Raw genomic sequence first — 13,871 nt, forward strand, 5'->3', positions numbered from 1 at the left:
ATTCACCTCTAAACAGCTAAAAGTGATAAAGCAATCATAGGGTCTTTATCAGTTGCTTTGAATATTTTCTTTCTAATTGTTTTACGTAATTTTTCATTTAAATCATACATACGTTTGCAGCTGTTTGATTTAACTACATCTACAACGATTTGCTTAATTAAGTTAGTCATTTGCTCTTGCTCAGAAATATCAATAACACCAACATAATTAATATGTAATTGTCCAGTTAAGTTACGCGTTTTTGAATCGTACATAATATTGATTACAATAACACCTTCTCTACCTAAAAATTCTCTTTCAGAAATAACTTCAGATGAAATGTCTCCAACTCCAAAACCATCAATAATAGTAGTTCCAACTTCTTTAACTTTTCCATTGTGACTAAATAATTTACCATCAATAAAGTGAGCTATCTTTCCATTCATTAAGACAAGTGTATTGATGTCTTGAACATTCTTAAGTTCATCATTAATGTAATCACTAGCTGAAACTAAATATCTGTATAAACCTTGAGCAGGCATGAATACATCTGGTTTAAGAACTTTTACAAGTGAAACTAAATCATCTCTTGTAGGCCTTACGTAGAAGAACATTTTTTCACTAATATCAAATAGGTTGTGCGTGATTTTAGCTATTTCATCCATTGTTTGTGCATAATCAGACTCAAGACCATTAACTGGTGGAGCTAACATAATTACAGTGTCACTAGGTTTAATTTTTAAATAAACGTCATTATTTTCTGTAATTCTATTGAAACGTGAATAAAGTCTTTCAGTTGATGCAGTAATTAAAACAATAGCATTTGAATGCTTATTAATTTGTCTGTGGTCAATTAATTTTGGTAATGGCACTACTGTTGAGAATTTAGAAATTAAATCTAATAAATCAGCATATGTTTTTCCGTATGGAACTACTGGCCTATTGTATTTGATTGCTAAATCTAAAACTTGTTGCAATGTAACCATTTCTTCACCATAGGCACCAATAATTATTTTTTCATCAGGATTTGCTTTCTTGAAAATATCATCAAGTTCTGTATATGCATTATATTTTTCAATTCCTCTACCTGAAACGTTTGATTTACCAGCATCTGAAACGATAGCCACAATTTTTCTACCTTCAAAGTATTTTGCAAGTAATGGGAAGTAAACCTTTCCATAAATTCCTAAGTTACCTTCAACATAGTTAAACATAAATAAGTAGTCACCTGTTTTAGTTTGGAAGTTAAACCCAATGTTTCCAGGCATTGAACCTGTTAGTCCAAAAGGAACGATTGTCAAATCACCAAATTGAAGTTTTTGTCTAATAACTTGAACTTGTCCTTTTTTGAGTTGAATATCGTATTTTGTAATTCTGTCAATAACTAAAACTTGATTAAATGCAGAAGTATAGATTTTAAGGTTAGGAATTTTCATTAATAATCAAGGGATTGCACTGAATGTTTCATTCTTAATGTCTGTGATGAATAAACCTTTAATTCTGTCTTTGTTTTTGATTAAATAATCGAAATTTGGAATAAGTGTATTAACACCATTTGACATATTTAAAGGCACCTTAGCACCTGCATTAACTATAAAAATGTCATCATTATATTCAAAAACATAACAGTTTTTACCGTTTTCGTCTTGTCCTCCAAGAGCGAAAATATTTACATTTTCCATATTTTTCTCTCTTTCATTATGTATTATGTGTTTTAAAAGTAAGGAATAATTAGTTTGCTAATTAATTTTTTAATTATAGCAAATTGATTTTTTGAGGGTAAAAATAAAAACACCTAATACATAGGTGTTTTAGTAATTAATTACTTAATGCAAATTACTTAACAACGTGTTCTGTAATTTGATCGTTTTCAACAACTAAGAAAGCATCTCCTTGTTGAATTCCGTATGGTTCTAATGCTGAAACAGCATTTTCGTGATCTTGTTTTACAAGTGGGAATAATGATTCTGAATCAACTGAGTTTCATACTGATGAATATGAACCGAATGCATTGATTAATAATGGATCATTTACAATACCAATAACTGTTGAGTTAGGTCTGAATTTAGCAACTTCTTTTAATAAAGCTCCTGTTCTTGATAAAACAACAACATATTTGTATTTTCCTTCTTGTGCTTTTTGAGCTATTGAGTAAGCAATTTGTGAACGTTTGTTTGATTGATCTGAATTTTTTCAAACTTTTTCTAATTGAATTTCGTAGTAGTTTCTTGAGTAGAATTCTTTTTCTGCTCTTCTTGAAATAGCTGTCATTGTTTTAACAGCTTCTAATGGGAATGAACCGTTTGCACTTTCCCCTGAAAGCATTGTTGAGTCAGCTCCTAATTCAACTGCGTAGTAAACGTCTGTAACTTCAGCACGTGTTGGGTGTGGTGAGTTTTCCATTGAGTCTAACATTTGTGTTGCAACGATAACTGGTTTACCAGCTTCACGACATTTTCTAATGAACATTTTTTCATAGTATGGAACATCGTAGTAAGGAATTTCTAATCCTAAGTCTCCACGAGCAACCATAATACCGTCTGATGCTTCAATAATTTCATCAATGTTTACACATCCTAAGTGTGATTCAATTTTTGAGAAGATTTGAATGTGTTTTCCACCGTTGTCATCTAATAATTTTCTTAATTCTTTAACGTTTTTAGCTGAGTTAACGAATGAAGCAGCAACATAGTTAATTCCACTTTTAATTCCGAATTTAACGTCGTTGATGTCTTTTTCAGCTAAGAATGGTAATGAGAAGTCAACACCTGGTAAGTTAACACGTTTGTTTGTTTTTAATTTGTGTGTGTTTTCAGCTTTAACTTTTACGTAACCATTTCCAACTTCTGTAACTACTGTTGATAATTTACCATCATCAATTAAAACTTGGTTTCCAACAGATAAGTCTTGTGCCATATCATATGCAACTGTAATTTCTGTTGATGTACCTTCGTGTGAAAGATATTTATCTTGTGTTGTGTAGATAATCATTTCTGTACCTGATTGCACAACTTGAGCTCCATCTTTCATTTTTCCGATACGAATTTCAGGTCCTTTAGTATCTAACATAAGAGAAACTGGAACTTTTAATTCTTGTGAAACTCTTTTTCCTAATGTAAATTTATTTAATTGTTCTTCGTGTGAACCGTGGCTAAAGTTTGCTCTAATTGTTGTTACACCATTTTGAACTAATGATAATAACATATCATAGTTATCACTTGATGGACCAATTGTAGCAACTAATTTAGTTCTTTTATCAGTAATTTTCATATTGCTCCTAGTAATTAAATATATATTTAAAATATAAACATATTTTACAACATTTTTCAAGTTTTACCTTATGGTAGTTTTTAAATAGTTCTATATTTTTATTCCTATGCATAAGGAATAAAAAACACAATGTGCTAATTGCTAGAACATTGTGTACACAAATAATTTATTAAGCTTGTTGATTTAAAAATGAAACATCTTGACTAAGTTCAATTGTATTATCACTTGTTAATGCAAATACAGATTTAGCAGTTAAATCATCTTTTGTGGCTTTTAAAACGTTTTGATTGAATACTAAATGAACATTTAATGTGTTATCTGTAATTGTAATTGTTGATTGTGCTCAATCTATCGCTACTAAATCATTGACTTGTAAATCAAAGTTAGCTTTGATAAATTCAGGTTTAGTTTCTTCATTTAAAGTTGCTACATAATCGTTCAATGCTTGAATAGATGAGTAGTTAGCTTTTAATTTTTCTTCACTTAATGTAAGCGATTTAGTAATTAATGTTGAATATTTATTATCTGCAGCAACTGTTGCAAATCCTGTTAACTCATAAACATATTGTTCTGCAGCTTCATTTTCGCTATTTAGTTTCTTAAATTGTAAATATAAAGTTCCTGTTTCATCATTTGCATATGATGTAAATTCGATGTTTGACATAGTGTAGAAGATATTTTCAGTTGTTGCATCATCATTATAAACAAATGTAAATGATTTACCTGTGTCAGTTTTAGCAGCTTGTTCTGAAGTCATTACATTTTGAGTTTTAAGTTCTGTTAATCATTTATCTTTGTTTCAATTTGTATCACCGATTTGATGAATTGGAGAACTAGCGAATTCTGAAGCTAAATGAGTTGTTTTATCTAATGAACCTGTTGAAACTAATGAATAATTTTCAATTGTCGGTCTAACAGCATCTAAGAATGATAAATCAACAGTAGTATCAACTTTATTATTCTCTTCTAAATTAAACACTGATTGTGCACTTAAATTTTCTTTTGTAGCAGCTAATACATTTAAGTTGTATGAAATACTTAATTTCATTATTTTGTCCTCAAATGTCACTTGCAGACTGCTTCAATTAAAATCAGTCAATTTAGATGATTCTTTTGTTGAGAAATGATTTTTAATAAATTCAACTTTTTTATCTTGCTCTAAGGCTTCAAAGTGTGTTTTTAACGCGTCTGAAGATTTGAATTCTTTAAATAATTTTTCAGTATCAGCAGTTAATGTAGCAATTGTTAAATTAGCATATGGATTTTTAGTAGTTAATGTTGCAAAACCAGTTAATTCAAAAATGTGAGTTTTAACTGTATTTGAATTTTTATCTTTAACTAACATTTTAAGCAATAATGTACCTGTTAAATCGTTTGCATATGAAACAAATTCAATTTTATAACCTTGATCTTTGGCTTCTTGAGCAATCGCATTAAATACCATTCCATTGCTTGCTGCTAATTCAAATGATTTAATATTATCAACTTGATTTTTATCACTTTCAGTTTGGATTTTAGCAACTGTAAGTTCTTTAATTCAAGCTGAATTATCTCATCTTGTTCCATTAATAGGAACTAATGGATTTGTTACATATTCAGAAGCTAAATGTTTATCTTTAGTTAATGAACCAGTAACATTTAGATTAAAATCTGCATAATCTATATTAGTTTTTTTCTTTGATTGTTTAACCAATAATGCTGATGTAGCTGCTATTCCACCAAGAACAACAACTGAACCACCTAAAAGTAATAATGGTTTTAATGTTTGTTTAGTCAATTTCATTTTCATCTCCTGAAAGAGTTTGTGTTAAATCATCACTAAGTTGCTCAATTCCCACTTTTTTTTCTGAAGAAACTAAGAAATACTCAAAGTTTCCAAGTTCATTACGTAAGCTTTTAATGTGATTTAATAGTTGGTTTTTGTCTTTTTGTTTAAGTTTGTCAGTTTTTGTGAAAACTAACTTAAAGTTTATATTATTTGATATTAAAAAATTTAATTCAGGAACGTCTGTATTAGTAATTCCATGTCTAGAATCAATTAATAAGTAAACACATCTAAGGTTTTTTCTTTCTATTAAATATTCATAAATCATCTTCATCATTTTATCTTTTTGAGTTTGCGAAATTTTTGCGTAACCATAACCTGGTAAGTCAACTAAAACTGCTCCAAATTCATTTTCAAAATAGTTAATTAATTGTGTACGACCTGGTGTCTTAGATGTTTTTGCTAATTTCTTATTTTCAACAATTGCATTGATTAATGAACTTTTTCCGACATTTGAGCGACCTCAAAAAGAAACTTCATAATTTGGATGTTCGTATCAATTTGTCCTGTTTGTAGATGATTTAATAAATTTAAACATTGTCCTAAATTCCTTTTTTGTTTTGTTTTGCTTTTTCTATTTGTTCTTTATGCTGTTGTCTGATTTGAGTTGAAGAAATATTTGATTTATCATAATCGGGCATTATTATGATTGTTTCAAGATTATTATTTAAAGCATTATTTGCTGTAGCTAATTTGAGTTCATAATTAAAGTCAATTTGATTTCTAGCACTACGTACAAGTCATTTTGCATTTAATTGATGAGCTAAATCAGCTGTTAAATCAAAGTAGTTTTTTAAGACAACCACTTTATCGTTTTCTTGATATTTATTTTTAATTGCTTCAAAATTTTCTTCAATTCTTTCAATATTATCTTTATCAGGATTGTAAGTTACAACAATATAAAGTTTGTCAAAAAGCTCGATAGCTTTTTGCACTATTGATTCGTGACCTTTATGAAATGGATCGAATGATCCAGGAAATAAAGCTATTTTAGTTTTGTTCATAAATTTTAATTGCATTTCTTGCAATAACTAATTCTTCATTTGTTCTAATTACATAAACTGGAACTTCTGAATCAGGTGCAGAAATTAAAGCGAATTCACCGATTGGTCCATAGTTAACTTCTGAGTTTAATTTAATGTTTTTGAAGAATAATTTATCTGCAATCATTTGTCTAATAATAGGTGTGTTTTCTCCAATTCCAGCTGTGAAAACAAGCGCATCTGGTTTACCACCAATTTTGTTTGCATAAATTGCTACATAGTCAGCAATTTTTTGTGAGTAAAGTTCAAGTGCAAATTGTGCATCTACATTTCCTTTGTTTGCTGCAGCACAAATATCTCTCATATCTGAAGAAATTGTAGAAACACCTAAAAGACCACTTTGTTTATTTAAAATATCTGTGAATTGATTGATATCTAAACCTGATTGGTTCATAACAAATTGATGAATTGAAGGATCAATGTCACCACTTCTTGTTCCCATCATTATTCCAGCTAATGGTGTAAGTCCCATTGATGTGTCAAATGATTTTGAATCCTTAACAGCACATAATGAACCACCGTTTCCTAAGTGCATATTAACAAATGTTACAGTTTCTTTGTCTAAGATTTGAGCAAGTTTTTCTGTAATGTATTGGTGTGAAATTCCGTGAGCACCATATCTTTTGATTTCGTATTTTTCTACTAATTCTTTTGGTAATGCATATGAGCTATTTACTTTGTTAATTGTTGTATGGAATGCTGTATCGAAGTCACCTGATAATTTAGCGTGTGGGAAAACTTTTCTAAATCCGTAAATTGATTGCACTGCTCCTGGGTTGTGTAATGGCGCATAAATTGAAACTTTATCTACAATGTTAATTACTTCGTCTGTGATTTTAGCCGTATTGTTAAAGTATGTACCACCTTGAACAATTCTAAATCCAATGTATTCAATTTCTTCTGGTTGGTGGATTAAGTTAATTTCTTCCATTAATTCATATAATTTGTTAACAGCAACTTCGTGATTTGGCATTGCTACTGTTTTTTCAAATTTTTGACCATTGAATTTAATTGAAATAGCTCCCTCAGGTAATGTAATTCTTTCAGCAATACCACTAGCGATTAATTCTAATGATTCTTTATCAAATAAACTTAATTTAATTGAGCTACTTCCTGCATTGATTACTAAAACTTTTTTATTCATTATTACTCCTTGTTTGTGTTTAAAATTGAAATAAGAATTGTTCCTATTATATCTTTTGTCGTTGCTCCTCTTGATAAGTCAGCAACAGTTTGATTAAATCCTAAAACAAAAGGACCATACGCATTGAATTTACCTAACTGCTGAATAAATTTGTAAGATATATTAGCTGAATTTAAATCAGGAAACACAAATACATTAGCATCTTGGTAATTGAATAAATCTTTTTTCTCTCTTATTTTGTTATTTAACGCTGCATCAACTTGAACTTCACTTGCATACACATTTTCATGTGGATATTTTTCTGAAAACAATTTTGCTGCATTTGACATTTTTAAAGCTTGTGCACTTGAGTTTGAACCATTTGTTGAAAACGACATAAATGCACCAGTTGGTTTATCGAGAACTTTTTTGCTAAAGTCCATAGCGTTTTTAGTTATATCAACTAATTGTTCTTCAGTTGGCTCAATAATAAAAGAAGGATCAGAAACTACATAAGTTTGTGATTTTTTATTAAGCACCATTGCTGATGAAATTGTGCTTGTTGTTTTATCTAAAACTCTTAGAGCACTACGATAAAATGATTTCGAAGTTGTGTTATATCCTCCTACAACAACGTCATATTTCTGTGTTTTAGCAATGTACATACCAATGATATTTCTAGTGTTTGAATCAAACTCAAGGTCAAGTTGATTTAAATCTAAATTAGGTTCTTTTTTTAATCTAGATTGTATGTAGTTTTGCTTAACTTTTTGGATTTGGTCAAATGAGACAAAAACATCATGTTTATCATTTGATTTTTTAAATGATAAGTAGTTGATTATGATGTTTTTATTGAGCATTAATTTGTTTATTCAGAACCTTTGAGAAGGTGAATAAGTATCTATTAAAAGCACTGTGTATTGGTGCTTTTTGTGTTTAATTTTTCAAAATATTGAGTGTAAAAGCATAGTATCCTTTTTAGTTTGTTATATTATACCAATAGTTTAGTTTTATGTTAATTGTATATAACTAAGTTATTTAGTGTTAAATAAAAAAATATCAGTTTGAATGTAAACTGATATCTATATATAAAACTCATATTTATTATTAAAAAGTAAAGATTAAACTAATTCAATAATTGCCATACGTGTTGAATCACCTTGACGACGAGGTAATTTAATAATTCTTGTGTATCCACCGTTTCTTTGTGAGTATTTTGGTGCAATATCATCAAATAAGTATGATAATACAGCTTTACCATCTTTAGTTTTAATTGGACGTAAGAAACCTGCAACAGCACGTCTGTTTGCTAATGTAGGGTTTTTAGCTTTTTGAATCATTTTCTCAGCGTGTCTTCTTAATTCTTTTGCTCTTGTTAAAGTTGTAACAATTCTTCCGTTTACGTATAATTCACTAACAAGTGAACGCATCACACCGTTTCTTCATTTAGTGTCACGTGAATAGATTTGTGTTGGGTTTGCCATATTACTCATCTCCTTCTCTTAATTCAAAACCGTAATCTTTAACTTTATCAATGATTTCTTGAATTGATTTTCTACCTAAGTTCTTTGTTTGCTCTAATTGTGAAACTGTAAGTTCTCTAATTTGTGATAATTTAGTTTTCTTAATTTTTCTAAGTGCGTTAGCTGAACGAACTGATAAGTTCATTTGTGAAATATCGATATCATCTTCTTGTTTTTCTTCTGGTTTTTCAACGATTTCTTCAAAGATATCAACTTTCATTTTATCTGTGTCTCCGATTACTTCAAGAAGACCAATTAAAATGTCAGCTGCTTGTCTAAGAGCATCTTTTGCATCTACTGTTCCATCTGTTTCAATGTTAAACTCAAGTTCTTCTTCAATTCTGTTTGAAGCTGAGTTCATTTCTTTGATGTTGTAGTAAACTTTTTTGATTGGTGAGAAGTTTGAATCAACTGCGATAAATTCACCTTTTTTAATGTCACTCATTGGAGCTAAATCATCTTTTTTACGTTTAGAAATGTACACTTTGTTTTCATCAAATGAAACAAATCCACGTCCTGAACGCAAGTAAATTTCAACATTAAGAGCCTTTGCATTCATAACTGTAGCTAACTTAATGTTTGTATCAATAACTTGAACACCTGGGTGTGAAACTACTTTAAGTGATCTTGAAGTAACTTCTCCAGGAGCTTCTGATTGTAATGTAACCTTTACAATTTCATTGTCTTTAACAATGTTAGGGTTGTAAGCAAAACGAACTTTACGTAAATTCATTAATAAAGTAATAACATCTTCTGTAACATCTTTGATTGTTTGGAATTCATGATCAACACCTTCGATTTTAACTGCAAATGGTGCTAATGATGAAATTGTTGATAATAATGTTCTTCTTAAGGGAACAGCTAATGTATTACCAAAACCTCTTTCAAGACCTCTTAATACAAAAGTTGTTTCAGCAACATCATCTCTTTTGTGGATTACAGGTTTATCTAAGTAAACCAATTTTTTCATTTTTTCCATTGTTTACCTCTTTTGAATTATTTTTTCATACGTTCACGTTTTAAGATACGTTTTGGTGGTCTTGTTCCGTTATGTGGAACTGGTGTAACGTCTTTGATTTCTGTTACTGTAATACCGCTAACTTCGATTTGTTTTCTAGCAGCATCTTTTCCAGCTCCAAGACCTTTTAATTCAACTTTAACTGTTTTGATTCCGTGTTCTTTAGCAGCTTCGGCAGCAGCTTGTGCAGCTAAACCAGCAGCATATGGAGTTTTCTTTTTAGTACCTTTGTATCCAATTGCTCCTGCTGAACTTCAAGCAATAACATTCCCGTTTTCATCAGCAAAAGTAACAATTGTGTTTTGGTTTGTTGAGTGGATGTGTGCTACACCACTTGTAATGTTCTTTTTCTTAGTTTTACGAGCCATTATTATTTACCTTTCTTTCCTGCTACAGTTTTTCTTGGACCCTTACGTGTACGAGCATTCTTTTGAGTACTTTGTCCACGAACTGGTAATCCTTTACGGTGTCTCATTCCACGGTAGCATTTGATTTCCATTAAACGTTTGATGTTTAATGAAACTTCTCTACGTAAGTCACCTTCTGTTGTGTAAACTTTAGCTGCTTCACGAATTCTTGATAATTCTTCTTCTGATAAATCTTTTACACGAGCATCTTCGCTAATGTTTGCTACTTTACAAATTTCTTTTGCTAATGTTCTTCCAATTCCATAAATGTATGTTAATGAAATAACAACACGTTTATTGTTTGGGATTTCGACGTTTAAAATTCTAGCCATTTAAAATCCTTTCTAACAATTACCCTTGTCTTTGTTTGTGTTTTGGTTGAACACAAATAACACGGATAATCCCTCTACGTTTAATGATTTTACAGTCTTTACACATTTTTTTAACACTTGCTCTAACTTTCATTAGTTCTCCTTATTACTTGTGTCTGTAAGTAATACGTCCTTGTGTTGTATCATAAGGACTTACTTCGACATCAACTGAATCACCTGGTAAGATACGAATGTGGTTAATTCTCATCTTTCCAGAAATATGAGCTTTAATTGTGATGCCATTTTCAAGTTCTACTGAATAATCATCAATTGTAAAAACTTCTTTGACAACACCTTTTATTTTAATAGCATCTTTTGCCAATTAGATTCCTTTCGTTAACACGATTCCTTTTCCATTTTTGATGAGTACAGTGTGTTCATAATGAGCTGTTCTTGTATTATTGGCGCTAACTATTGTTCACCCATCTCTAAGTTGAATAAATTTATTAGTTTGGGCAATCATTGGCTCAATACAAATTACCATACCATCTTTAAGTAATGGACCAGTTCCTTTTTTACCTTCATTGAAAATATTAGGATCTTCATGTAATCTTCTTCCGATTCCATGACCACAAAAGTCTCTTGGTGTAAATAAACCGTGCTTATGGATATATTCACCTATTGCATAAGATATATCACCTGTTCTAGCACCTTTTTTAATCGCTTTTAATCCTGCTTCAAAAGCTCCTTTAGCTACATCAATAAGTTTTTGATCTAGAGGCGAAACTTTTCCAACTGGTTTAGTGAAGGCACTATCACTATAAAAACCTTCTCAGATGCATCCTAAGTCAACACTAACAATGTCGCCTTCTTCTACAATACGATCTGTAGGTATTCCATGGATCAATTGTTCATTAACTGATATACATGCTGTACTTGGAAAACCTTGATAACCTTTAAATGCAGGTTTGGCTCCACGTTTGATTATTTCTTTAAAAGCCAATTGATCAATATCTTTTAAAGAAACCCCTGGTCTTACAAAGTCTCAAACTATTTGCTTGACTTCTGCCAAGATTTGACAAGATTTGGTAATCTTTTGAATTTCTTCTTCTGTTTTTACTCAAGACATAATTAGATCACCTTTCTCTGTAAAAAATAAAATAATCTAACATATATGTTAGATATTTTAAAGTTTATTTATTTTATCACTTTTTTGCAAAATTTCAAGTACCTGTTTTGCAACTTCTTCAGGTGTAGCTGAAGCATCTACAACTCTTAATTCATCGAGCGATTTGTAGTAGTCAATCAATGGTTTTGTTTGTTCTTCATAGATTTTTAATCTGTGTTCAATACGTTCAGGTGTGTCGTCTGCACGTTGAATAATTTGATTAGAACAAACATCACAAACACCTTCTACTTTAGGTGGTTGGAATTCTACATGGTAGCCTGCACCACAATTTACACATGTTCTTCTACCACTTAAACGCTTAATGATTTCTTCATTATTTACTTGAAGCTCAATAACCACAAATTCAAAGTCTTTAAGTGAATTTAAGAACTCGGCTTGAGCTTTAGTTCTAGGAAAACCATCTAGGATAAAAAATTGGTTATTTTCTTTTAATTTTAAGATTGCATTTTCAACAATTTTATTTGTGATTTCATCGGGTACATATCCACCTGTTGTCACAATGTTTTGAACTTTAAGACCAAGTTCTGTTTTTTGTGCTATTTCGTTTCTAAAAATGTTACCTGTTGATAAATGAATTAAATTGCTTGTTTTTGACAATAAAGAAGCAACAGTACCTTTTCCTGCTCCTGGTTGTCCCATAAAAATCACATTTTTATTTATTTTATTTACCATAATAAACCTTCTACGTTTTCTGCTGAGTTGCTTTCAATATTTTTAATTGATTCTCTTTTTGCTTTTGATAAATTATTTGATTTAATTCTTGCTTGTAATTGCCCTACTGTTTCAAGTGCAACACTTACTAAAATCATAAGCCCTGTACCACCGAATGAAATTACACTAGGTAAAATACCAGCCATAATTTCAACAAATTGCATACTTCCTAACGCTAATAAATAGAATGATGAAAACACACTTAATCTAAATACAATCCCAATTAAGTAATCTTGTGTTTCTTCTCCTGGTCTTACGCCTGGAATAAATGTTGAATTTTTAGCGAAATCTTCAGCTATCTTATCAACTTTTGATTGTTGAATTCCCATAACTAATGAGAATGCAAAAATAACAACTATAAGTAATGTAAATCCAATTGGTTGGGTAAATTGCATATTTTGGTTAATTCATTGTTTTGATGCATTATCATCTGGTAGTATGTTTGCAATCATTGTCGGGAATGATAAAACCATCATAGCAAAGATAATAGGCATAATTCCGGCTGGATTTAGTTTAATAGGTAAGAAACCAATGTCTTTTTTAGATTTAGATCTACCTGCTCCTATTTGTTGGATAGGTATATGTCTTTCTGCTACATAAACAATAGCTATAATCATTAAAACAAGTAAGTAAACAAGTATATATGTAAAGAAATTGACTATACCAACAAGTGCCCCACTTGAACCAGATAAATCAACACCTACGTAATGTAAGAATGCTTCTTTAAATTGGAATGGTAACCTAGCGGCAATACCTGTGAAAATAATTAAACTTGTTCCATTTCCAATTCCTTTATTTGTGATTTGTTCTGAAATAAATAAAGCAAATAATGAAGCAGAAGTTAAAACCATCGGAATCATAAAGAATGTTAAAAATTCTTTTGATACAATTCCGTATCCATCCAACTCAATGAATTGACTATTCCCATTACCAAGCGTTTTAATTAAGAAAATAGCTTGTGGATAAGCAATAACAATTGTTAACAATCTAGTAATAATATTTATTTTTCTTCTACCTTGCGGCCCACTCTGACTTAATTTATAGATTGGAGGGAATATTTTTGATTGTAAAATCATCATTATAAGAGAAGCATTAATAAATGGACTAATACCTAAAGCAAATAGCGAGAACTGTCTAAGTCCTCCACCACCAATTAAGTTTAATGTATTTAAAAAAGAGTTACTACTAATTGCGTCTTCATTTTTAATCTTTACAAATGGTAATGTTATAGTCGTTCCTAAAATATAGATAGCCAACATGAGTAAAGTAAAAATAGCCTTCTTCGTTAAATCCTTATTTGTGAAGAATGCTCTTAATCTATTTTTTGTTTTATAGATTAAATTACCCAATGTGCTCGCCCCTTTTTTAAAATATATTGGTATTATATAACAAAATATTTTTTTTCATAGTTTGAGTTAATAAAAAAACACCATTAAAGGTGCTAAATATTCTTTGAAAACTGAATAGTTATT

16 protein-coding genes are annotated in these 13,871 nt (G+C 30.2%); all 16 read right to left on the minus strand.

What is annotated here, in order from left to right; all coding sequences use genetic code 4:
- Nucleotides 1-8: 8 nt before the first annotated feature.
- The 16 genes from VBM86_RS02330 to secY all read right to left on the minus strand — a co-directional run bounded on the left by VBM86_RS02330 (nt 9) and on the right by secY (nt 13,748).
- Entirely contained in the window at nt 9-1,661 is a 1,653-nt protein-coding gene (locus VBM86_RS02330; RefSeq protein WP_323189732.1) for a ribonuclease J, read from the minus strand.
- Between the two features lie 154 nt (nt 1,662-1,815).
- Nucleotides 1,816-3,249 (minus strand): pyruvate kinase, encoded by a 1,434-nt coding sequence (pyk, locus tag VBM86_RS02335; protein ID WP_323189733.1) that lies wholly within the window; start codon nt 3,247-3,249, stop codon nt 1,816-1,818.
- A gap of 169 nt (nt 3,250-3,418) precedes the next feature.
- On the minus strand, nt 3,419-5,032 hold the full coding sequence (locus VBM86_RS02340; RefSeq protein WP_323189734.1) for an MAG1430 family protein: 1,614 nt from the start codon (nt 5,030-5,032) through the stop codon (nt 3,419-3,421).
- A complete protein-coding gene (yihA, locus tag VBM86_RS02345; RefSeq protein ID WP_323189735.1) occupies nt 5,019-5,612 on the minus strand; it encodes a ribosome biogenesis GTP-binding protein YihA/YsxC in 594 nt (197 codons plus the stop codon). Before yihA ends, VBM86_RS02340 begins: the two co-directional genes overlap by 14 nt.
- A gap of 4 nt (nt 5,613-5,616) precedes the next feature.
- The gene (gene coaD / locus VBM86_RS02350; RefSeq protein WP_323189736.1) at nt 5,617-6,078 is read right to left on the minus strand and encodes a pantetheine-phosphate adenylyltransferase; all 462 of its coding nucleotides are present in this window, start codon (nt 6,076-6,078) and stop codon (nt 5,617-5,619) included.
- A complete protein-coding gene (locus tag VBM86_RS02355) occupies nt 6,065-7,261 on the minus strand; it encodes an acetate/propionate family kinase (protein ID WP_323189737.1) in 1,197 nt (398 codons plus the stop codon). The genes coaD and VBM86_RS02355 overlap by 14 nt, the downstream gene beginning before the upstream one ends.
- A 2-nt stretch (nt 7,262-7,263) precedes the next feature.
- Nucleotides 7,264-8,100, minus strand: coding sequence for a phosphate acyltransferase (locus VBM86_RS02360; RefSeq protein WP_323189738.1), 837 nt, complete (start codon nt 8,098-8,100; stop codon nt 7,264-7,266).
- Nucleotides 8,101-8,361: 261 nt separating this feature from the next.
- Entirely contained in the window at nt 8,362-8,733 is a 372-nt protein-coding gene (gene rplQ / locus VBM86_RS02365) for a 50S ribosomal protein L17 (protein WP_323176688.1), read from the minus strand.
- Nucleotides 8,726-9,742 carry a DNA-directed RNA polymerase subunit alpha gene (locus VBM86_RS02370; RefSeq protein WP_323177682.1) on the minus strand — a complete coding sequence of 339 codons (1,017 nt, stop codon included), beginning with the start codon at nt 9,740-9,742 and terminating at the stop codon, nt 8,726-8,728. Before VBM86_RS02370 ends, rplQ begins: the two co-directional genes overlap by 8 nt.
- 17 nt (nt 9,743-9,759) lie before the next feature.
- Entirely contained in the window at nt 9,760-10,149 is a 390-nt protein-coding gene (gene rpsK, locus VBM86_RS02375) for a 30S ribosomal protein S11 (RefSeq protein ID WP_257089267.1), read from the minus strand.
- Between the two features lie 2 nt (nt 10,150-10,151).
- The gene (gene rpsM, locus VBM86_RS02380; protein ID WP_257089265.1) at nt 10,152-10,520 is read right to left on the minus strand and encodes a 30S ribosomal protein S13; all 369 of its coding nucleotides are present in this window, start codon (nt 10,518-10,520) and stop codon (nt 10,152-10,154) included.
- A gap of 19 nt (nt 10,521-10,539) precedes the next feature.
- Nucleotides 10,540-10,653, minus strand: coding sequence for a 50S ribosomal protein L36 (rpmJ, locus tag VBM86_RS02385; RefSeq protein WP_257089263.1), 114 nt, complete (start codon nt 10,651-10,653; stop codon nt 10,540-10,542).
- A gap of 12 nt (nt 10,654-10,665) precedes the next feature.
- Nucleotides 10,666-10,881 carry a translation initiation factor IF-1 gene (gene infA / locus VBM86_RS02390; RefSeq protein WP_257089261.1) on the minus strand — a complete coding sequence of 72 codons (216 nt, stop codon included), beginning with the start codon at nt 10,879-10,881 and terminating at the stop codon, nt 10,666-10,668.
- On the minus strand, nt 10,882-11,628 hold the full coding sequence (map, locus tag VBM86_RS02395; RefSeq protein WP_323176689.1) for a type I methionyl aminopeptidase: 747 nt from the start codon (nt 11,626-11,628) through the stop codon (nt 10,882-10,884). It abuts the gene before it with no gap.
- A gap of 57 nt (nt 11,629-11,685) precedes the next feature.
- Entirely contained in the window at nt 11,686-12,360 is a 675-nt protein-coding gene (locus tag VBM86_RS02400) for an adenylate kinase family protein (protein ID WP_323189739.1), read from the minus strand.
- On the minus strand, nt 12,354-13,748 hold the full coding sequence (gene secY, locus VBM86_RS02405; RefSeq protein ID WP_323189740.1) for a preprotein translocase subunit SecY: 1,395 nt from the start codon (nt 13,746-13,748) through the stop codon (nt 12,354-12,356). Before secY ends, VBM86_RS02400 begins: the two co-directional genes overlap by 7 nt.
- Nucleotides 13,749-13,871: the final 123 nt, after the last annotated feature.

This window comes from Mycoplasma sp. 21DD0573 (assembly GCF_034863425.1).
In the GTDB taxonomy this organism is placed as follows: domain Bacteria; phylum Bacillota_I; class Bacilli_A; order Mycoplasmatales; family Metamycoplasmataceae; genus Mycoplasmopsis.